The organism is Bacillus cereus group sp. MYBK108-1 (genome assembly GCF_051917185.1).
Taxonomy (GTDB): Bacteria; Bacillota; Bacilli; order Bacillales; family Bacillaceae_G; genus Bacillus_A; species Bacillus_A cereus.
Genome location: NZ_JBQAHZ010000020.1, coordinates 78,150 through 99,497, shown reverse-complemented (window position 1 = coordinate 99,497; position 21,348 = coordinate 78,150). Strand labels below are relative to the sequence as shown.

Below are 21,348 nucleotides of genomic sequence, written 5' to 3'. Positions count from 1 at the left end.
ATATAAGGAGCGGATTAGAATGAGTAAAAAAATTGCTATTTTAATAACGGATTATTTCGAGGACACAGAATACACAGAGCCAGTAGGAGCTTTTAAACAAAAGGGATATGAATTAACAACTATTGAAATGGAAAAAGGGAAAACGGTACACGGTAAACAAGGAAAAAGTGAAGTCGTAATTGATAAAAGTATTGACGATGTTTCTCCAGAAAACTTTGATGCCCTCTTCATACCAGGCGGGTTCTCCCCAGATATACTTCGTGCAGATGAACGTTTTGTTCGCTTTAGTAAAGCATTTATGGATGCGGACAAACCCGTTTTCGCTATTTGTCACGGACCTCAGCTACTCATCACTGCACAAACACTTGAAGGACGTGATGTAACTGGATATAAATCTATTGAAGTCGATTTAAAAAATGCCGGCGGGAACTTTCATGACAAAGAGGTTGTCGTATGTCAAAATCAGCTAGTAACAAGTAGACAGCCAGAAGATATACCGGCGTTTATTAAAGAATCGTTGCGTATATTAGGATAGCTTCTTTGGTTAACCTCTTTTATTTGTATGAAAAACAAACTGTAATCAGTGAGGGATTTTGTTCATCCCCACTGATTATTAGTTCACACCAATCGCGCGTTTATGGGCAGCTCGACTCCCACAAATAGCAGGATAAAACAACCCCCCTTACCGTCGTAAGGGGGTTTGTTACTTCGCAAAACTCTCAGCCAACTGTTTCTCTCTCCACATAAATGTAATAGCGAGACCAACTATTAAAACAACTCCTGAAAATGCATATGGATAATGAATATTCATATCAAATAATATTCCGCCCATCGCTGGTCCTGCGATATTTCCTAAACTCGTATAAGTCGAGTTCATTCCAGCAACGAATCCTTGCTCTTTTCCAGCTGCTTTTGATAAAAACGTCGTTAAAGCTGGACGAAGTAAATCAAATGCTAAGAAAATGAAGCAAGTAACGAGAAGTACAATCCAATAATTAAAGACTACAGTTGAGACGAATGCTAATACTGCCCCTACAATTAAACATATTTGGATTAATACTTTCTCACCGAACATGTCTACCAATTTGCCAAACATAAATACTTGCACAACTACCCCAAAGATTGAACTAATTGTAATAATTGCTGCAATATCTTTCGGCGAGAAACCAAATTTATGATCTGAGAATAAGCTAAACACAGTTTCATACGCCGATAATCCGAATGCGAGTACAAATACGATAATAAATGCAATTGCATACATTGGATGTAATGATTTCTTTAAATCACCAATAAAACTTGATTCTTTCGTATTAGAAGAAATCTCTGCAAGTTCTTCTTTCGTTAACGGTTCTTTTAAAATAAAGATTGAAATTACACATGCTATAAAAGCAATTGCTGCTGCAACGAAAAACGGTACACGTATACCGTATTCTGCAATAAATCCGCCGATTCCAGGTCCTATAATAAAGCCGGTACTAATAGCAGCAGATAAGTATCCCATTGCCTTTGGACGTTCCTGAATAGATGTAATATCCGCAACATATGCCGTAACACCAGGCATAATAAACGCAGCACTAATTCCGCCTAACACCCTTGCTACATAAAGCATCCATACATCTTTTCCCAATCCAAAAAGAAGCTCTGAAACACCAAAAATAAATAATCCAATGATTATCATTTTCTTCCTACCGTAAAGATCAACCCACCGGCCTGTAATAGGTGAAGTAATGAGCTGTGCCATTGCAAACACTGCAACGAGATAGCCCATCGTCTTCCCTGTTAAATGCATATCATTCATAAAGGACGGCATAACCGGAATGATTAATCCAATCCCTAGAAAAGCGATAAATATATTACTCAAAAGAATGACCAATACCATCTTTTGTTCTTTTATCGGTTTCTTCACTTTTTAACACCTCTTCCCGTAAGTTCCTCTCAAAAAATAATGCCCAAGAAGCTTTTTCTTTATCCTGCTCTTTGCGGGCTAGTAATGAGTGAGGATGCCTCCACTCATTAGAATTTCACTCTATCCTTCCACACATACATAAGCATTAGGTGAATGACTATCATTCAGTTTTCCTCAAAAATGAACCTACCTTTTCAGACAGGTTCATCTTACTACTTCTTTATATGTAGTGCATGTGTTAAAAAATCTAGTACTTCTGCCTTTTGCAAATCCACTTGATCATCATCTTTATGATCATATAAATAAACTTGTTCCGCTGCTGATTCAACAAGAGCGATAAATAACTTCGCTGTTCGTTCTGCGTGAACCGAATCACGAATTTCACCAGCTTCTTTCGCCTCACTTAAAAATTCGCTTAACCACATATAAAGAGGCTCATACACAGCTTCCCACTCTTTTATATGTTCTGTAGATGCAAGACCCGCATACATTAAAGCTTGTATTTCACGGTATTCCTCTATAAATTGAAACACCGCATCGATTACTTGTGCCACTTTATTTGAAAAAGGTACATCTTTTTGTACTTTCTCTTTCACTGCAAGTATCATCTTTTCAACCATCACTTCTGCTATTGCAGGCATAACAGATAGCTTAGAAGGAAAATATAAATAGAAAGTTCCTTGCGCAATGCCAGCTAATTTCACGATATCTGAAATCTTCGTTTTTTCGACGCCCTTTTCCTGAAACACTTCAATCGCTGCATAGACAATTTTCTCTTTTTTATTCATCATCTAAACCCTTTCACACGCATATTGAATGACTGTCACTCATTTTATAAGATAATTGATTGTACTGTCAATGATAGTGAACTCTAAGAGGACGTCATTTTTTTATAATAAAATCTCCTAATAAACAATTAGGAGATAAAAATACAATATATCTTTAAGAAAGTGCCTTTAATCCTGTCACTCCACATACAATAAGAAACACACTAATAATACGCGCTTTACTTTTCGACTCACCAAACAAGAACATGTTTAATAAAACTGCACCTGCTGTTCCAATACCGATCCAAACCGCATACGCGACACTGACTTGTAAAAATAAGAAAGATGTATACAAGAATGCGAAGGATGTAGCAAACCCGCCTATATAAATCGCACCATTGGCTAATGTCTTATCTTTACTATACATTTTAAGTCCTATCACACCGAATATTTCACTAATTGCAGCACAAAATACGAAAAACCAACCCATCTTTAAGCAGCTCCTTCCACAGTTTCTTCTTTATTATCAGCTAGCTTTAAACCGATAACGCCAGCTACAACCATCACGATAAAGAATAACTTCCCTACACTGAAACTTCCGCCGAAAAGAAATACATCCATCATGAAAGTACCTACCGTACCAGCTCCAGCGAAAACAGCATATACAGTCCCTGTTGCAAGATGTTCACACGCTTTAGAAAGGAAGTGAAAATCAACAGCGATAACTCCTAAAATAATAATCCAATGCCACCAAGTATTGGCTGTATTAAAACCAAACACCCAAAAAATTTCAAAGATACATGTTAATATGACATATAACCAAGCTTTATTTTTCATACCTCTCACCTCTTATGACTGACTATCAGTCATTTTTGTTTTAAAAAAATATACTCTTTCATCAATACTATATAAACCAATATCATCCTCATTTACCATTGTATTTGTTCCATTTTTAAACTAACTACATCCTTTTACACGAAAATGACTGAATGTCATTCATGTATATTGTACATGAACATTTTAAAAACTGTCAATGGCGAAAGTTTATTTAAAATTTCTTTCATCTGATTTGTATATTTCTTAATAATCTGTCAATACTGCTAGTAACATAATATTTTCTCCACTCCCCCTTGGAGAGATCCCTTGAATGGAGCAGTTAGCTTTTGCTAGCTGCTCTTTTTTATTTGTCCGCACACTTATGATGAAATACTCATAGATCAAATCCATTTTTCATCACATAACAACCATCTATTTATTTTCCAATAAGTTTTTGTATGCACGAATTTTATTCTCAAGCATCTTCTCTGTAACCTCTAAGTTTTCTCTTTGAATCTGAATAGATTTCCTATGATCTTCTAGGAGCTGTAAACGAGCTTCTGTTGTATGCTCCCCTTCTGTATATAATCTAGCGTATTCTCTTATTTTCGCTATTGGCATTTGCGTTTGTTTTAATTTCATTACAAACTGCAACCACTTTATATGTGACTCTTCGTAAAGTCGATTTCCATTTGTATCACGATTTGCAATTAATATATTTTCCTTTTCATAATAACGTAGTGTATGTGTGCTCACGCCTAATAATTTTGCTACCTCGCTAATTGTGTACATACTAAAACTCCCTTCACATGCTTACCCTCATATATTTTATAACCGTATCAAATTTATAAAAAACGTTTGACTTAGAGTATACTCTAACAAATACAATCTAACCATAAATGAATTTGAATTTAGGGGGATTTTATATGAAATACACGGTTATTACTGGCGCAAGTTCCGGAATTGGTTATGCAGCAGCTTTAGCATTTGCATCTCGCGGAAAAAATTTAGTACTTGTAGCTCGAAGACAAGAAGAATTAAACGGATTAAAATTGAAAATTAACGAAATGCATCCTGAGTTGGATGTTGTCATTCGAAAAACTGATTTATCTGTGACTGAAGATGTTTATAAACTTTATGAAAGCCTACAAGCTTTTCAAATTGAAACGTGGATTAACAACGCAGGTTTTGGTAATTTCGCCTCAATTGCTGAACAAAATTTAAATAAAATAGAGACGATGTTGCATGTCAATATAGAAGCACTAACAATACTCTCTTCTCTTTTCGTTCGAGATTATTCAATGATTGATGGAACACAGCTTATTAACGTTTCATCGGGCGGCGGATACACAATTGTTGCTGATGCTGTTACGTATTGCGCTACGAAATTCTATGTAAGTGCATTTACAGAAGGGCTGTCTCACGAACTGAAAGAACAAGGCGCAAAACTGCAAGCAAAAGTTTTAGCTCCTGCTGCAACTGAAACAGAATTTGCGAAGCGTTCATTTGATATTGATGAATTCCAATATGATAATGTTGTACCAAAATTCCACACTGCAAAACAAATGGCACAATTTATGCTCGACCTTTATGATAATGATAAAGTTGTAGGAATTGTCGACGGTTTAACGTATAACTATGAACTTAAAGATCCACTTTATAATTTTGCCGTGAGACAAAAGAATTCAAATTCTTAATAACCTGTCCATTTCTTATGGAAATATATGTTCCCACTATATATGTAAATAATAGTGGGAACTTTTTCTCTATAAAATTTTCATCCAACATACCGCACCATCGCCACTTCATCACAATAATCCACCTTTGGACAATGTCTACAATCAATCCATACTTTCTCTGGCAACGCTTCTTTATTTATAAAATCAAATCCACACTTTTGAAAAAATACTGTTTCATATGTTAAGGAAATTACTCTTCTTACATTTATTTTCGTAGCTTCCTCCATTACATGATTTACAAGCATACGCCCTATCCCTTTCCCTGCATATGTATGCGAAACTACTAACGATCGTATTTCTGCAAGATCTTCTCCTAATACATGCAATCCAGCAACTCCAACAATTCTCTTATCTTCTTTCATAACATATAAACATTGCAAATATTGATAAAGAGACAAAAGAGAACGTGGTAAAACAACTCCCTCTTTTGCATAAACCTCAATAAGACTATAAATTTCTTTCACATCACTCGTCACTGCATTACAGATTTTCATATTACATCCCCTTGCCCCTCAATATTAATATTTATAACTTAAAATGAATTTTAATTCATAATTTTATATAATAATACATCTCTCTTTTCTCCTCGTCAATCAATTTATACAAACAAAAACCAAGCAATCTAATCGATGCTCGGTTACTCATTTCGTATCGGCAATACCGTCGAATATTTAATTTCACGAAGTGCTAAACTTGTCTGTATCCTTGTAATACCAAGCTTATTCAACTTTCTAATAAACTGCTCTAGTTCTTTACGATCACGATTTGCAACCTTTAATAAATAATCGTACTCTCCTGTTAAACAGTGACATTCTAACACTTCCGGCATCGATTCTAATTCTTTTTCCAACACTTCCAACTTGTCAAATTGATGAATATTCGTACTCATAAAAATAAAACATAATAAATCAAACCCAAGCTTTTCTTGATTTAAAATCGCAACTTGCTTATCGATGAAACCTTCCCCATCCAATCTTTTTATTCTTGCATGCATCGCAGCCGGTGATAAATTAACGCGACGTGCCAACTCTGCATTACTTACTTGTGACTCCTTCTGCAATATATCTAAAATTTGTACATCCAAATCATCCAACACTTTAATAACAGACGACTCCATTACAATTCCCCCTTCTTTCTTACCGATGATTATTCGAAAAAACAACTTATAATTTATATAAAACTGAATATTTTTCTGCAAATATCATTTTAAACTAAATGTTTTATCGATTTTTCACCATTATACAAAAGAATATATTACACAATAAAGAAAAATGCTAAAATTATTTACAATTCGTATTGATTACAAAAAAGGGGATTTTAGCATGCCTTATTTTTACGTCTTTTTACTATTACTAACGAGCTTATTATGGGGAGGAAATTTTGTCGTTGGAAAATCACTCGTCGATCATGCATCGCCGATGACACTGACAAATTTAAGATGGATGATTGCGATTGTTTGTTTATTACCGATGGTATGGTTTAAAGAAAAGAAAATCCTTCCACCACGTACCGCAATACTTCCTTTAATATTGATGGGAATTTCAGGGGTCGCTCTTTTTAACATCTTTCAATTTTTAGCATTAGAAAAAACATCCGCTACGAATGTAGGTCTTATCTCTACATTGAATGCAATTTCAATCGCATTATTTTCAGTATTATTTCTAAAAGAAAAAGTAAATACACTTCAAATCCTATCCATGATTCTTTCATTCTTCGGGGTTATCCTCGTCCTATTAAAAGGTGATTTCTCGCTTTTATTTTCACTACATTTTAATAGTGGCGATTTATGGATGATTGCAGCAGTTTGTATTTGGGGAATCTATTCTGTTTGTAGTAAACGGGCAACAAAAACAACTACACCACTTATGGCAACGTTGTACTCTGGTATTTTCGGCGTTATTTTATTACTACCGTTTAACATAGGTAGCTTCACTGTTTCAAATATAAATACTTCTTTCATCACATCACTTTTATATACTGGGCTTATTTCGACAGTTCTTTGTATGGTATTTTGGAATATTGGTGTACAAAAATTAGGCGCAACTACATCAGGTATTTTTCTAAACTTCAATCCAATTTTCACAGCCATTTTAGCATTCATATTCCTCGGAGAAGAATTAACGTGGATACAAATTTTAGGGACAATTGTCGTTGTAACAGGGTGTTATTTATTTTCTCATTTCAAAACTGTTGCCGTTCAGCCTGTTAGACCTTTAATGCGAAAACATTCTTAATGAAAAAAACATCGTCATCTGGGTTGGCGATGTTTTTATTTACTCTTCATTTCTTTTATATACTGCTTTTCCTCTTCTGGCGATAAACGTTCCGTCGCCTTACCAGTATCTCCACCTTGAAGGCTCCATAAAAAGTTATGCTCCTCAACAGTTTGAGAAAAATCTCCTTTTTCCCATCTATTTATAATAGAAAATAACTTCATTTTATATTGAAAACCTGTACTATTTTCAATATCCCTTTTCACATTAGAAATTTCCTTTTTTGTCATCTCTACAAATCCCCATTTTTCAGAGGATTTTACCTTTTGATGCACCATTTTATGCATAGTAGAAATAATTTCACCTTCACTAAATTGCGGGGCTTCTTCTGCAGCTTTTTTCTCTTTTTCGTTTGCCGCTTGCTGGGTTTGAATATTTTTATTTTCTTTTTCCACATATGCAAGCAATTTCTTTCCGCCAACTATAGACGAGAAAATTACTATAATTGTAATGCATATACCTACGATCCATTTAAAAAGCATTATCTCTTCATCGCTTCCCTAACAATATGACTATCTACATATTGCTTAAACTTCACGATTTTTCCGTTCTCGAGTTGCCATACATGAACAAATTCTGCTTCAAATGATTTTCCTGTTTCTTTATAAACTCCAGAATACATACCTTCAGCAACAATTACATCTTTTCCGTTTACTTCATGATATGTATTTACACTTGCTTTATAATCATCCCATTCTGATCCTAAACGGCTAAATACATTTTCCATTATAGCTTCTACGCCTTTATATGTTCCGCCATACGGGAAACCTTCTGCCTCTGTCCATTCCACTTTTTCAGAGAAGGCTTCTGCTAAATGCTTTGCATTCGAAGAAGCTGATCCTTCATACGTGCTTTGAATAATTTCTAAATTTGATTTAGGCATATTACTTCCTCCCGTTTATTTATTTTTACACAAGATGTAACCTATACAGTTACATCTTGTGTAAAAAAATATTTAAATTGTTTTACTCTTAATTTATTTGTTGTAATCATTATAGTTACAATACTTCTTCAAGTCAACATTTATAAATAAAATTTACTTCGTTTTCATTACTTTTTCTTTTAAGAAACGATCTACATATCCTTCTGCTTTTACTACGAATAAATACGCACCCATTGATAATAATGCAAGATCTAATTCATATCCTGGATTCTTTCCATCTCCTAATAAACCTGCTGCTCCATTTACCTTTACGATAGCTCCAGCTAAAATAAGAGCGAATAACAATCCTACATATCGTACACCTAAACCGATAATTAATAATATACCACCAACTAATTCTACAGTTGCTACGCCGTATGCAAGGCCACCTGGTAAACCGATGCTTGTAAACCATCCTGCTACATTATCGATACCTGATTGAAACTTTGCTAAACCGTGTGCAAAAAACGTAACTCCTAACACGATACGAATAATTAAATTCCCAATATATTGATTCATTTTGAACTCTCCTTTTTGTTTTGTTATGGTGAACTTTTATTCACAAGTCAAAACAATACGGTATTTTATTTCATTCGTCAAATACTTTTTTAAAGAAAACAAAAAACATTATCCGTTTTACGGATAATGTTTTCCTACAAAATAGCGCTAATTCAAGCTTTTATTCTATCGCATAGAAAAAGTTGAAACATTTTTCCAGCGCCAATATAAGGCAGTAAAGAAACGTCCTCTTCCACAACTATTCCAACAACATTCACTTTCTCATCTACAGGTAAATCATGTGTAGCAACTTGCATCTCCCCTGCATATCTACCGTACAATTCATTATCAATTGTAATGCTGCCTTTCTTTCTTACAATTGTATGCATCGGCTGTAAAACCACTCTATTTCCTTCCCTTGATTCTACAGATCGAATAACATCACGAGCCGGATCTAGTCTATTTGTATGCACTTGCTCCACCACTTTTAATACTTCTTTATCAGTTATAAATGATTTGTAACGCAATGGAATAATCCCTCTACTCGCACTAGCTACTTCTTGCATACTTTCCAAACTTGCGCTTATATCTCCAATCAATACTTTATCAACACCACAATCTTGAACAAGTTCTAAGTACGCTTCAAGCGGGCGCATATTGCGATGTTTTTCTAACGTTGGTAACCCTTCATATAACGGACCACGTTTTTCCGCATCTCCTGGAATAAATGCCATCGTTTTTATTCCGCACTCCTGTAAATATTGATTTTGTTTTTGTAAGAAGGACTTTGCTAGTCCCGTCTCTGGACGTGGATAAAAATTATGCCACGCTTCTACATTCTCTACTCTTATATGTTCTGCAAGTAATTCTTTCCAAAATGGCTTTGTAATCGTACTCGCATTTAAAGCTACTTTCATCTTATGAGATACGCTTGCAATTTCTTTTGGCTCAATGCCGTAATCCATTCTTAAACCGGTAATGCCCCAGTCCAATAGTTCTTCCACATTTTCATATGTTAGCCCTAAATGATGTAACGATTTTGGAGAAACATCAACCATTAACTCCATTTCATGTGCAAGAGCTTGTTTCCCTAATATTTGAATTAACTCTTTATACGTATTTGGATCATCTTCTGGAATGTGCAGTGATGTAAAAATAGATGTAAACCCATTTTCCTTCGCTACTTTTAGCCACTCTTCTTGTTTCTCTACTCGTTCTTTTGAAAGATAAATGGAAACTCCGATCATATAAATCTCCCTTTCTATTAATAGAAAAAGAGAAAGGAATCCCTTTCTCTATATGTTTTCTGCCATTTCTTCTTTAAATCCGAAGAAATACGTAAAGATAAATCCGAAAGCATATGCAATTACTAAACCTAAGAAATAGAGTAAATATTTATTGTCAGCAATTAACGGAATTAAAGATAGCCCTGATACGCCAATTCCAAGAGAAGCTGTTTGCATAACTGCTTGGAATGCACCACCGACAGCCGCTCCTAAACAAGCAGTAATAAACGGTTTCCCAAGTGGTAATGTCACCCCGTATAATAACGGCTCACCAATTCCTAAAAAGCCAACTGGCAATCCACCTTTAATTACATTTCGAAGTCGTTTGTTTTTTGTTTTCACATAAATCGCAATTGCTGCGCCCACTTGGCCAGCACCAGCCATTGCGAGCACTGGTAATAAAGGTGTTACGTGTGTTTGATTAATAAATTCCATATGAATTGGTGTTAAACCGTGATGCAATCCGACCATAACGAGAGGTAAAAATGTTCCCGCAAGTACTGCGCCAGCAAATGCTCCGCCAATATTTAAAATAGCATTAATTCCGCTCGTAATACCATCTGATAAGAAACCTGCTAATGGCTGAATGGCTAACATCGTTACGATACTTACAACTAATACAGTAATGAGTGGTGTCACGATAATATCAACTGCGTTTGGCACTGCTTTTCGAACTTGTCTTTCCACTACAACCATAAGCCATGCTGCAAAAATAACTGCAAACAATCCGCCCCGTCCGGGCACTAATGCTTCACCAAACAATTTTACGTTTGCCATCGCCGGGTTGAAAATTAAAATACCAGCAATTGCCCCAAGAACCGGTGTCCCGCCAAATTCTTTCGCTGTATTCCAGCCGACTAAAATTCCTAAGAATGTAAAGATACCGCCGCCAATGAGTAGTAACATTTGTAACCACGTTGCATTTGGATCAGCACCAGCATTTTTCGCAAAGTTAGCAACCCCGTTTATAATTCCTGACGCAACAAGCCCCGGAATTAATGGGATGAAAATACTTCCTATTTTTCGTAAAAAGTTTTTAACCGGTGTATTATTTTTCTTCTTAATCTCTGATTTCATCTCTTGCCCAATATCTTCAAGGTGATGATCTGCTACCTCACCAATTCGTAGTCCTGTCAAACCTTCCATTTCAGCTGCTACTTTATTTACTGTTCCTGGACCAACGACAACTTGAAGCGTCTCATCTTCTATAACACCCATAACGCCTTCAACTTTTTTCAAAAGGTCCATATTTACTTTACTTTCATCATGAAGCGTTAAACGTAGTCTCGTCATACAATGAGCAATACTACGAATATTTTTTATTCCACCAAGTTGCTCCGAAATTTCCTTGGCCATTCTCTCTTCTTTCTTCATAATAGAATCCCCCTCCCTATTACTTTATAGTGCTTTCTTCACAAACCCTTTTGCGTATTTTAGTTTCTCCAGTGCTTCCCCATACTCACACTGCAACAACACCATAACAATGGCAGCTTTTACGTTACGTTCTGCCTTTTCATAATACTCTGCCGCTACTTCATAACTAGCGCCTGTTGCTTCCACAATAATTCGTTTTGACCGTTCTACTAACTTTTCATTTGTGGATTGAACATCTACCATTAAGTTTTTATATACTTTTCCTACACCAATCATCGAAGCTGTTGAAATCATATTCAGCACTAATTTTTGTGCTGTACCAGCTTTTAAACGCGTTGATCCTGTTAATATTTCTGCACCTGTCTCTACTTCCACATTTAACTTTGCATATTTACTTATTTCAGCATTTTTATTACAAGAAATACTCGCTGTACTCGCTCCTACGCTCTGTGCGTATTTCAAGCCGCCAATTACGTAAGGAGTTCTGCCACTGGCAGCAATTCCAATCACTGTATCTTTCTCATTTAATCCAATACATTTTAAATCTTCTTCTGCTAACTCTTCGCGATCTTCGGCACCTTCCACCGCCTTAGTAAACGCTTTCAATCCACCTGCTATAAATCCTTGCACCATTTTATCATCCGTGCCAAATGTCGGCGGACATTCCACTGCATCTAGAATACCTAAACGACCACTCGTACCAGCACCAATGTAAATTAAGCGTCCCTCTTCTTCAAAAGATTTAATAACAGTCTGTACAACCTTTTCAATTTGTTCTATCTCTTTTTCAACTGCTAACGCAACAGTTCGATCTTCTTCATTCATACTTTGCAACACTTCTTTTATGCTCATTTCATCCAGATTCATTGTTTTCTCATTACGATGTTCTGTCGATAAATTTTCTAACATATTTCCACCCTCTTTGAAATTATATTTCACACTTTTATTATAACTTTAAGAAACTAAAAATCAATAACACTTTCTTATTTTATGAAATAAAATTTCACAACATGACATATTTGTGTCAAAGATAATAAAAAAGATGAGTCTCCTCATCTTTTCTTCTACTTTAACTTCCGTAACCGCAACGCTTCTTCTCGCGTCTCCATAAATTGATCCAATACTTTATTACCAATTCGGTTGAAAGTAATCACATATAAAGCATCAATCATATTCAGTTGCGTCATTCTCGACGCAATACTTGCAATACGATGATCTTGTTCTACATCTGGCATACAAAGACGAATGTCCGCTTCTTTATATAGGGGGGATGATTGATCTAGCTTCGTAATTCCAATAACAGTTGCACCTTGTCTCTTTGCATACTGCGCCATTTCAAGCACATCTCTCGTTCGACCAGATGTTGAAATCGCAACAAATATATCGCCTTCTTTTAAATTCGTCACAAGTGGCAACATCATATGAAAATCAGATAGCATCATCGCTGTAAATCCAAGCCGCGTAAATTTATAAGCCCCGTCCATTGCTGGCGTAGCTGATCCGCCTACTCCGTAAAATATAATTTTGCCCGCATTGACAATACGATCCGCTGCTTTCTCAAGTTCCCTCTTATCTATTGCAGTAACACTCGCCTCAATTGCAGCTTTATTCACATAAGTAACTTTATTAAATAAATCATACGGTCCATCTTCTGTATTCATCACTGAAAAATCGTTAATATTATAATCAGCAATCGTTAATTCACGAACGAGTGCTATCTTAAATGCTTTAAAACTTCCGATTCCAATCGATTTACAAAAGCGAACGACACTCGCTTCACTTGCTCCTGCATTCGTTGACACTTCTTTCGTCGTTAAATTCGGTACAATCTCTGCATTCTCCATTATGTACATGGCAACCTTCTTCTCAGCTGGTGAAAATTGATCCATATTACTTTCAATTTTAAATAGTAATGTTGAAGCTTTCACTATTTAACCTCCACTTCTTACGGTTGCGTTCACTTATTTTCTCTTGCTTCAAGAAGGTAATAACCATCATCGCCAGGAGGATGAAACACATTTACAATGCGATTCCCTTTTTGATAAACAGTTCTTTCCCCCTCTGTCCACTTCTTTTCCCAACCGTTCATCCAAATCGCAACATCAGGTAAAAAAGCAGTATATTTCAGCTTCTGACCGTACTCACCATCTGCTTCTTCCGAAAAAATAGAAACCGGAAAATCTTTCACTTTTGATTCTTTCCATGCAGTAAATGGTATACATACTGCAATAAGTACGATTACACCGATAACCTTCTCCTTCGTAATCTTCACACTTCCCTCTCCTTGTCATATCACATACATAGATTTTACCATAATTACAAACCCTTCATGCTATATGATCATTGCTTTTGGGAATAAAAAAAGAGCTTACCTACATCAGATAAGCCCTTCCTGTCTATACAAAATATTTCTTCAAAAGTGGCGGTGTAATAATCGTCGTCAATATAACAACAATAACAATCGCTGTGAAATTTTCTTTCGCTAATAAATTCGCCGTAAGTCCATTTGCTGCGATGATAAGCGCTACTTCACCACGTGATACCATCCCCGCACCAATACTGATAGAAGATTGGCGATTAAATCCTGTCAGTCTTGCGCCTAAGCCGGATCCGATTAACTTTGTGAAAATCGCAACGAGAGTCATAATAATAATGAACCAAAGCTGACTTCCAATGCCTTGAAATGTAATTTCCATTCCGATACTTACGAAGAATACTGGAACAAATATTGCATAAGCAATCGGTTCAATTTTATGTTCCACTTCATGCTTATACTCTGTTTGAGAAATAGCAATTCCTGCTGCAAATGCTCCAATAATGCCTGCAATTCCCATCATTTCACTGTAATAAGAAAAAGAGAAACAAATAATAAGAGCCGCGCTAATTAACGCTTCTGTTACACGAAGCGGGACAAGCATTTTCATAATCCAAGGAACGACTTTCCAAGCAATAAAAACAATACTTACAAAGAAAATAATTTTCTTTACAATGACAAGTGTTATATTCACATCTTGTGTTCCTAAAAAACTCATTACAAATGCTAATAAAATAACGACAATGACATCATCAAATACGGCAGCACCTAAAATTGTTGTACTTTCTCTCGTATTCATTTTTCCTAGATCACGTAGCGTCTGCACCGTAATACTAACCGATGTTGCGCAAAGTAATAACCCTAAAAAAATGGCATGGGATTGTATTAATCCAAACAGCAATCCTGTTACATAACCACCGATGAAAGGAAAAATAATTCCACCGGCCGCTACTGCAAACGACGATTTCAAATTCCGATTTAACTCTTCTAAATCTGTTTCAAGTCCCGCCATAAACATAAGTAACAAAACACCAATCTCACTCAATTCATCAATCAGTTCAGAACTATTAATAATACCAAGTACAGCCGGACCGATAATAATACCGACAATTAACTTACCAAGTACAGAAGGCTGACCAAGTCTTACACTAATGTCACCAGCTAATTTCGTACAAAGTAAAATGACGACAAGTTCAAAATAAAATAACATAGCATCTGCTCCTACTTTAACTTTAATCAGTGGGTCGTTAACCCCCGTCCATTTCTGCAAGTAGTTTCCCCTATTGATCCGCATTTTATTTGTCATATTTTTATTTGACAAAATATTCTGAATTATATTAAGATTAATCCAGCAATTTTAAAAAACTACATACCATAACTGCACCTCCACTTCCTTACTTACTCTTTTTTAATGGGCTCATACTATAGTCGCAGTTATGGAAATGAAAAAACGGGGGGAGAGTCCAAAGTGAAGTCATTATTACGAAAAAAAGCGCTTAGTACTGAATCACCAAAGCAGCTAGCTAGAACATTAACTGCACTCGATTTAACATTTTTAGGAATCGGCGCCGTAATTGGGACAGGGATCTTTGTATTAACAGGTATTGTTGCAGCAAAACATTCTGGTCCTGGTATTATGCTATCATTCCTTATTGCTGCATTTACTTGTGCTTGTGTAGCCTTTTGTTACGCTGAATTTGCTTCTTCTATTCCTGTCTCAGGAAGTGTGTATACTTACGCATACATGACAGTCGGAGAAGTCGTCGCCTTCATCGTCGGATGGTGTTTAATGCTCGAATATTTACTTGCCGTTGCAGCAGTAGCTGTCGGTTGGTCTGGTTATTTGCAATCATTACTACAAGGGTTCAATATACACCTGCCCGCCATAATCGCCTCGGCCCCCGGCGTAGGAAAAGGTGGTCTCATCGATTTACCTGCTGTCTGTATTTTACTTCTTATTACGGGCCTTTTAAGTTTTGGTATACGCGAAAGCGCACGCATTAATAATATTATGGTTCTTATTAAGTTAGCCGTTATTATCGCCTTTATCGTAGCAGGTGCAAAATATGTAAAACCTGAAAATTGGACACCGTTCATCCCATTCGGATACGACGGTATTATTACTGGGGCTGCCACTGTGTTCTTCGCCTTTTTAGGTTTTGATGCAATCGCAACCGCCGCAGAAGAAACGAAAAAACCGCAGCGTGACTTACCAATTGGTATTATCGGTTCCCTTCTTATTTGTACTGTTTTATATATGATTGTATCTTTCGTTTTAACAGGTATGGTTCCTTATACGCAATTAGACGTCTCTGATCCAGTTGCATTTGCATTGCATTTCGTTGGTGAGGATACAATTGCAGGACTACTCGCTGTCGGAGCGATGACTGGAATGACAACCGTTCTCTTAGTCGTTATGTATGGACAAGTTCGCGTTTCGTATGCAATGAGCCGTGACGGTCTACTTCCAAAAGCGTTAGCACGTGTAAATAAAAGAGTAAAAATCCCTTTATTAAATACGTGGATTACTGGCGTTGTTGCTGCTTTATTAGCAGGCCTTTTAGACTTACATTTGCTAGCGAATTTAGTAAACATCGGTACGTTAACAGCCTTTACATTCGTTTGCTGCGCAGTACTTATTTTACGAAAAACACACCCTGATTTAAAACGTGGATTCCGTACACCTTTCGTACCTGTATTACCAGTTGTCGCGATTCTTTGCTGCTTATATTTAATGATCAATTTGTCTAAAACAACATGGATTAGCTTTGCAGTTTGGCTTATAGTCGGCTTATGCTTCTATTTCTTCTACTCTAGGAAACATAGTCATTTAGCTATTGAAAAAACAAATGATGAAAAGAAAAAAGCATAACAAAATAGCTCGCCGTTTTAGCGGCGAGCTATCTTTCTGTACTATTATATTTTTTCGTCAACGATTGTAAAATGAAAAATATGCCGATGCAAGCTGTAAACCATGCCCAATTTCCTATTGGCGTTGCGTATTTCACAATTCCAATACCTACAAGCAATAGGAAAATAATCACCTGATATATGAGCTTCCACTTTTGCATATATTCCCTCCTTTACTTCGTTCCCTTCTTTTTATTCTTCCAGGCATTTAAACTATCAAAGAAGAAATTAATAAATAACGTGCCTAAACCCGCTAATAAAAACGTCATTAAAAATAAAACCCATATACTTTTTTCTTTTAAGAAATAATATCCTACAAGGAGCACAACCGCGATCCATACATATTCAAGAATTCTTTTTAGCTTTTTCTGTTCCAAATTATTCGCTCCTTCATTCTATACTACTTTTAGTATAACAAAAAAGAAGCCTATCATGATAAGCTTCTTTTCTTCTCTCTTATTTGTTTATGCTTTTTTCAACAAGTGAAATCGTATACTCTAATGTACGATTCATCGTTTCTACCTGTGCATCTTTTACTTTTACATCTTTCACTACAGCTTCGGCCACTGTAATTTTTTGACTCAGTGCTTTCACTGAACCGTCCGTTACATTTGCATCTTGCGCTTTTTTCACTACTACTTTTGCAGATTCAATATTGATTTGTAATTTTTCTTTCGGTGTTTTCGGTTGTTCTACTACTTTAGATTGTACAAATGTTACATTAGCTGTTTTTAATTCGTTATATGTTTGAACGATTTGCTCTCCCGTACTCCCTATATTTTCAAACACTTGTTTTGCATTATTATAGCTTTTCTCTAGTTCTTGAAATGCTTCCTTTGAATATTGACCTGGCTTATCACCAAACTCATACGTACCAGCTAACACTTCTTTCCCTTTTCCAAGCTCTTCATATAACGCGTTCACTTGCTCTAATTTCGTACGGTTAGAAAACTCATTGTACGCTGCTAATACTTCTGAAGAACTTAACGCTTTACTATATAATTTCGCAAGCGCAATTTGTCCATTTAACGGAATGCCACCATTTCCATTGCTATCAGGATCCGCTCCAAGTGCAAATGGTACATTTGGATGATACACTTTCCCTGTAGCTGGTTGGCTATTTACTTTTTTACCATCGACATAAATAGCTACTTCACTTCCGTTATACGTTCCTGTTAAATGATACGTTTTGTTCGCTTCTAATTGAACTCCAACACGTTTATAGCTGCCACCAATGTGAGCCCATAATTCAACATATCCACTTCCTGTAGACTCAAATCCAATTCCGCCGCTCTCTGTATTTTGCAAAATACCTTGGCCACGGATTTGATTCATTGAAAATACCGTTTCTAACGTAAATGTATTTGCTACTTTCTCTTTTTGTGCTGCTGAAAATGGAAGGTATCCAAATGTATTAGATTGTCCGTTTAACTTCATAACATTCTTTTTCAATGCTTTATCATATTCAATAGTCACATTGCCCTTCACATCACCTTTTGTTCCAAATGGTGAATTGTCTTTAAATGTACCATCTGCAAAATTCACATCGAAAACATCAGCCTTTGGCACTTTTACATTCGGATCAATATCATCTTTTTTCGTAGTAATTTCTGCCGTTAAAGGCTGCGCACTTTCATTACCAAACGAATCAATTGCAACAACTTCAAGTGTATATGTTTTCCCGCCATCTAACCCTGCCAGTGTAAACGTAAGATCTTTCGGCACTGGATCACGATAAAACTCTGAGAATGCTAACAATTTATTTTTTATTTCACCCGTTTGCTTATCTCTAGCCTGCACACGGTAAGAGTGAACAAGGAGGTTGTCCAACGCTTGTGGGAATGTTACTGTTGCCGCATTTTCTGTTACATTTGATACAGCAAGCTTTACATCCTTAGCAAAGTATGGTTTTTCTTTATCACGATCTTCTACATGTGTAAATGTTTCTTTCTTTGCTGGTAATTTAATTTTCCAAGGCTCGCCTGTCCAAGAATTCGTATGGAAATCACGACGATTAATCGTTACTTCTTTATCATCTACTTCTACTAATAAACCTTGGCTTAACGTACTAGCTCCTGGCGGGATATTCCCTTGTACTTTACCACCTTCAACTTCCATATAACTTACTGAAGATGTACCAACTGATGTAAAGTCTTTTTGATGTATCGATCTCGGATCATCTAATGGATAATGTGAATGACCTGAAAACGTAATAACTTGTGGGTATTCTTTTAATACTGCATTAATTTTTGCGCTATCTTGTGTTCCCCATTCATGACTACCGTATACTGTCTCTTTAATGTGTTGATGTAAAAATACGAAAATTGGTTTTTCTGGGTCATCTTTTTGCGCTTTTGCCATTTCTTCTTTTAACCAATTAATTTGCTTGTCCGAATAATAGCCATGAGTTGTTCCATTCTCTGGAGACATAACAAGGAAGTGATAACCTTTTACCACTTTATGATAATAAATTGATTCCATACCTGTTTTTTCTAAGAAACGCTTCTGTGCGCCCTCTACAGATAAACCGTTCCAATAATCATGGTTACCAAGAGAATTCATTCTCACGGCATCTTTATTTGCATTTTCATTATACACTTGCATGAAACGATCATATTGCTGCACTGACCCTGTATCCGTGAAATCACCTACAATAACAAATGCATCTTGCTTTGGTGCTAGTGTATTAAACTGTTCAATCGCTCTTTTCCAGCGAAATGTATCATCTGTTCCACTGTTTTTAATATGCACATCACTTACAACTGGAAAAACTATCTTCTTCTCACTTGATGCCCTTTCTTGCTTTTTCTCTTCCGCCTTGACTGATGTACTCCACGGAAATGATACGAATGCTAATACAAAAACCATTAATAATCCAATAAGGCCTTTTACTTTTCTTAAAGCATTTCTGTCCACTTGAATCCTCCTCATAATAATTGATTCATTACAAGGGCTATTTTATCTAATACATGTTAATGTCGTTTAAATAACAAATGAACTTTATTAGATTTTTGTAAATATACAGTTAATTAGAAATTAAGTCCAACATTCCTCGTACTATTGTATACAACCACCTTTTGTCTAAAAGAGTCTGATCATTCTTTTCCTATGACTATTCACATATAATCTTTTCTATAACACTAATGATAAGTTAAGGTTTAAGCCTATTAGACAATCTTAATTTTTAATATTTCCTTCTTTTTTTAACACATCGGCCATGCTTTTACATTTAATAGTAATAAAAGACAACTTAAAAGGAGGGGGTATATTGAAGAATAAAAAAAATATCGGCTGTTTCGCTCCTTTATCTATTATTTGTCCAGACCCTTGTCCACCGCCCCCTCCTCCAAATCCAAATTGCGAGCGAGTAACAAATGAATTTGCAGGGAACTTCCTCATAACTAATAACACCATCCCATCTGCCAAAGATGCATCACAATCAATGATACTATGGCAAAGTGATGGGATACTACTTATATCAGGTACTGTCTCGGTTTACAATAGTACTAGCAGCACCGAAGCAATTACAATTCAAATCGTTGGAACAGTAACCAATATTTTCACTGTGTTTCCTGGTAATACAATATCGTACACAGGAAAAGACCTACAGTCGATCAATATTATCAATATAACAAGTAATCCTTCACTATATTTAGAAGGCAAGTACTGTTGCGAATTTACATGTTGCTTATAGAATACCAATTTCATTATTTCCTTAATATAAAAAGCATACCGTTCACGGTATGCTTTTTATGAGATTGGATAACGTACTGTAATACAAAACTCTCCTTGATTAACAGTCGTTCCTGTCGTAGTAATTCGGACAGTAGTAAAATATCGGACAGTGAAAGTACCACTACTTTGTGGTTGTACAGTAATTGTATCAACCACTGTTGCACCTACTAAAAAATCAACTGTAATCGGGTTGGCACCTACATCATACTTCACGTAACCTGAACCATATACTTCTTGCGTGATATTATTTGTATATACAATTTGAGTACCAGCACCTGTAATAGACCAGTCTGTACATACTTGGTCTTGCACAAGTGTTTTATTAGAACAACAAGACAAACTGGAACTTCTCATTCCCATTTCGATCCTCTCCTATTCTGCTATGAAAGTGGATAACGTGTTGTAATACAAAATTCTCCCTGATACGTTCCAGCAGGTGTTGCAGGTAACACAACTTGTATACTATCAAAGCGGCGATACGTAAAAGCAATACTCGTTCCTGGGTTTAATGTTTGTGTATCAATTGTACCCCCAGCAGAATCAAGTACCTCTACAGTAATTGGTCCTGGTCCAACATCATATTTAACAAAGCCAGTACCAATTACGTTTTGGTTAATATTATTTGTATAGAGAACATTATCAATTGCTGTTGCAACTACAGTAGCAGACCACGGACTACACACTTTATCTTGCACATAATTTTTATCTGGACAACAAGTTAATGCTGACCCTGAGCACTCACAAGACATAGTTGTTTCCCCTCTCTCTTTTATATTCCCTATATGTGTATGTCCCTCAGAGTCTTTTG

The 21,348-nt window shown here is 36.0% G+C and carries 27 protein-coding genes; 5 read left to right on the top strand and 22 right to left on the bottom strand.

Features of this window, described 5'->3' with window-relative positions; genetic code table 11:
• Window positions 1–19: 19 nt before the first annotated feature.
• On the top strand, window positions 20–535 hold the full coding sequence (locus tag ACTFSL_RS22905) for a type 1 glutamine amidotransferase domain-containing protein (protein WP_290102169.1): 516 nt from the start codon (window positions 20–22) through the stop codon (window positions 533–535).
• A 168-nt stretch (window positions 536–703) separates the two neighbouring features.
• Here the strand turns inward: ACTFSL_RS22905 and ACTFSL_RS22900 are convergent, their stop codons facing one another.
• From ACTFSL_RS22900 to ACTFSL_RS22880, 5 genes are all read right to left on the bottom strand, one after another.
• Window positions 704–1,906 carry an MFS transporter gene (locus ACTFSL_RS22900; RefSeq protein WP_000742952.1) on the bottom strand — a complete coding sequence of 401 codons (1,203 nt, stop codon included), beginning with the start codon at window positions 1,904–1,906 and terminating at the stop codon, window positions 704–706.
• A 212-nt stretch (window positions 1,907–2,118) separates the two neighbouring features.
• Window positions 2,119–2,697: a TetR family transcriptional regulator gene (locus ACTFSL_RS22895; protein WP_440042445.1), complete on the bottom strand. Its 579-nt coding sequence runs from the start codon at window positions 2,695–2,697 to the stop codon at window positions 2,119–2,121.
• A 151-nt stretch (window positions 2,698–2,848) separates the two neighbouring features.
• Window positions 2,849–3,163 (bottom strand): DMT family transporter, encoded by a 315-nt coding sequence (locus ACTFSL_RS22890; RefSeq protein ID WP_440042444.1) that lies wholly within the window; start codon window positions 3,161–3,163, stop codon window positions 2,849–2,851.
• A gap of 2 nt (window positions 3,164–3,165) precedes the next feature.
• Window positions 3,166–3,510, bottom strand: coding sequence for a DMT family transporter (locus ACTFSL_RS22885; protein WP_440042442.1), 345 nt, complete (start codon window positions 3,508–3,510; stop codon window positions 3,166–3,168).
• Window positions 3,511–3,921: 411 nt separating this feature from the next.
• Window positions 3,922–4,281: a MerR family transcriptional regulator gene (locus ACTFSL_RS22880; protein ID WP_000288065.1), complete on the bottom strand. Its 360-nt coding sequence runs from the start codon at window positions 4,279–4,281 to the stop codon at window positions 3,922–3,924.
• A 134-nt stretch (window positions 4,282–4,415) separates the two neighbouring features.
• On the opposite strand from ACTFSL_RS22880, the gene ACTFSL_RS22875 reads away from it, so the two are divergent.
• The gene (locus ACTFSL_RS22875; RefSeq protein ID WP_000878068.1) at window positions 4,416–5,186 is read left to right on the top strand and encodes an SDR family NAD(P)-dependent oxidoreductase; all 771 of its coding nucleotides are present in this window, start codon (window positions 4,416–4,418) and stop codon (window positions 5,184–5,186) included.
• Between the two features lie 80 nt (window positions 5,187–5,266).
• Here the strand turns inward: ACTFSL_RS22875 and ACTFSL_RS22870 are convergent, their stop codons facing one another.
• A complete protein-coding gene (locus tag ACTFSL_RS22870; protein WP_061660053.1) occupies window positions 5,267–5,722 on the bottom strand; it encodes an N-acetyltransferase in 456 nt (151 codons plus the stop codon).
• A 143-nt stretch (window positions 5,723–5,865) separates the two neighbouring features.
• A complete protein-coding gene (locus ACTFSL_RS22865) occupies window positions 5,866–6,345 on the bottom strand; it encodes an Lrp/AsnC family transcriptional regulator (protein WP_440042440.1) in 480 nt (159 codons plus the stop codon).
• A 205-nt stretch (window positions 6,346–6,550) separates the two neighbouring features.
• Here ACTFSL_RS22865 and ACTFSL_RS22860 point away from each other — a divergent pair, with 205 nt between their 5' ends.
• A complete protein-coding gene (locus ACTFSL_RS22860) occupies window positions 6,551–7,462 on the top strand; it encodes a DMT family transporter (RefSeq protein ID WP_440042438.1) in 912 nt (303 codons plus the stop codon).
• 35 nt (window positions 7,463–7,497) lie between these two features.
• Here ACTFSL_RS22860 and ACTFSL_RS22855 read toward each other — a convergent pair whose 3' ends face one another.
• From ACTFSL_RS22855 to ACTFSL_RS22815, 9 genes are all read right to left on the bottom strand, one after another.
• Entirely contained in the window at window positions 7,498–7,983 is a 486-nt protein-coding gene (locus tag ACTFSL_RS22855) for a PRK06770 family protein (RefSeq protein WP_135277470.1), read from the bottom strand.
• Window positions 7,983–8,384 carry a nuclear transport factor 2 family protein gene (locus ACTFSL_RS22850; protein ID WP_135277472.1) on the bottom strand — a complete coding sequence of 134 codons (402 nt, stop codon included), beginning with the start codon at window positions 8,382–8,384 and terminating at the stop codon, window positions 7,983–7,985. The genes ACTFSL_RS22855 and ACTFSL_RS22850 overlap by 1 nt, the downstream gene beginning before the upstream one ends.
• A 153-nt stretch (window positions 8,385–8,537) precedes the next feature.
• Window positions 8,538–8,942, bottom strand: coding sequence for a DoxX family protein (locus ACTFSL_RS22845; RefSeq protein ID WP_001077751.1), 405 nt, complete (start codon window positions 8,940–8,942; stop codon window positions 8,538–8,540).
• 152 nt (window positions 8,943–9,094) lie between these two features.
• Entirely contained in the window at window positions 9,095–10,168 is a 1,074-nt protein-coding gene (locus ACTFSL_RS22840) for a DUF871 domain-containing protein (RefSeq protein ID WP_135277474.1), read from the bottom strand.
• 48 nt (window positions 10,169–10,216) lie between these two features.
• Window positions 10,217–11,581: a PTS transporter subunit EIIC gene (locus tag ACTFSL_RS22835; RefSeq protein WP_000711293.1), complete on the bottom strand. Its 1,365-nt coding sequence runs from the start codon at window positions 11,579–11,581 to the stop codon at window positions 10,217–10,219.
• A gap of 24 nt (window positions 11,582–11,605) precedes the next feature.
• Complete coding sequence (murQ, locus tag ACTFSL_RS22830; RefSeq protein ID WP_000892339.1) at window positions 11,606–12,490, bottom strand: N-acetylmuramic acid 6-phosphate etherase; 885 nt, start codon at window positions 12,488–12,490, stop codon at window positions 11,606–11,608.
• 155 nt (window positions 12,491–12,645) lie between these two features.
• Window positions 12,646–13,509 carry a MurR/RpiR family transcriptional regulator gene (locus tag ACTFSL_RS22825; RefSeq protein ID WP_000648175.1) on the bottom strand — a complete coding sequence of 288 codons (864 nt, stop codon included), beginning with the start codon at window positions 13,507–13,509 and terminating at the stop codon, window positions 12,646–12,648.
• A gap of 29 nt (window positions 13,510–13,538) precedes the next feature.
• Complete coding sequence (locus tag ACTFSL_RS22820; RefSeq protein ID WP_000704958.1) at window positions 13,539–13,853, bottom strand: hypothetical protein; 315 nt, start codon at window positions 13,851–13,853, stop codon at window positions 13,539–13,541.
• 124 nt (window positions 13,854–13,977) lie between these two features.
• Window positions 13,978–15,201 (bottom strand): cation:proton antiporter, encoded by a 1,224-nt coding sequence (locus ACTFSL_RS22815; protein WP_060852387.1) that lies wholly within the window; start codon window positions 15,199–15,201, stop codon window positions 13,978–13,980.
• Window positions 15,202–15,363: 162 nt separating this feature from the next.
• Here ACTFSL_RS22815 and ACTFSL_RS22810 point away from each other — a divergent pair, with 162 nt between their 5' ends.
• Window positions 15,364–16,767, top strand: a complete 1,404-nt coding sequence (locus tag ACTFSL_RS22810; RefSeq protein WP_135277476.1) for an amino acid permease — start codon at window positions 15,364–15,366, stop codon at window positions 16,765–16,767.
• A gap of 28 nt (window positions 16,768–16,795) precedes the next feature.
• Here ACTFSL_RS22810 and ACTFSL_RS22805 read toward each other — a convergent pair whose 3' ends face one another.
• The 4 genes from ACTFSL_RS22805 to ACTFSL_RS22790 form a co-directional block, all read right to left on the bottom strand.
• Complete coding sequence (locus tag ACTFSL_RS22805; RefSeq protein ID WP_001174839.1) at window positions 16,796–16,966, bottom strand: hypothetical protein; 171 nt, start codon at window positions 16,964–16,966, stop codon at window positions 16,796–16,798.
• A 12-nt stretch (window positions 16,967–16,978) separates the two neighbouring features.
• Window positions 16,979–17,182, bottom strand: a complete 204-nt coding sequence (locus ACTFSL_RS22800; RefSeq protein ID WP_000435797.1) for a hypothetical protein — start codon at window positions 17,180–17,182, stop codon at window positions 16,979–16,981.
• 79 nt (window positions 17,183–17,261) lie between these two features.
• Window positions 17,262–19,721, bottom strand: coding sequence for a LamG-like jellyroll fold domain-containing protein (locus ACTFSL_RS22795; RefSeq protein ID WP_135277478.1), 2,460 nt, complete (start codon window positions 19,719–19,721; stop codon window positions 17,262–17,264).
• Window positions 19,722–19,982: 261 nt separating this feature from the next.
• On the bottom strand, window positions 19,983–20,231 hold the full coding sequence (locus ACTFSL_RS22790) for a hypothetical protein (RefSeq protein ID WP_002023335.1): 249 nt from the start codon (window positions 20,229–20,231) through the stop codon (window positions 19,983–19,985).
• Here ACTFSL_RS22790 and ACTFSL_RS22785 point away from each other — a divergent pair.
• A complete protein-coding gene (locus ACTFSL_RS22785) occupies window positions 20,116–20,499 on the top strand; it encodes an S-Ena type endospore appendage (protein ID WP_232291167.1) in 384 nt (127 codons plus the stop codon). The genes ACTFSL_RS22790 and ACTFSL_RS22785 overlap by 116 nt on opposite strands.
• Window positions 20,500–20,555: 56 nt before the next feature.
• Here the strand turns inward: ACTFSL_RS22785 and ACTFSL_RS22780 are convergent, their stop codons facing one another.
• Both ACTFSL_RS22780 and ACTFSL_RS22775 read right to left on the bottom strand, forming a co-directional pair.
• A complete protein-coding gene (locus ACTFSL_RS22780) occupies window positions 20,556–20,900 on the bottom strand; it encodes a DUF3992 domain-containing protein (RefSeq protein ID WP_000525819.1) in 345 nt (114 codons plus the stop codon).
• A 20-nt stretch (window positions 20,901–20,920) separates the two neighbouring features.
• On the bottom strand, window positions 20,921–21,289 hold the full coding sequence (locus ACTFSL_RS22775; RefSeq protein ID WP_001277537.1) for a DUF3992 domain-containing protein: 369 nt from the start codon (window positions 21,287–21,289) through the stop codon (window positions 20,921–20,923).
• Window positions 21,290–21,348: the final 59 nt, after the last annotated feature.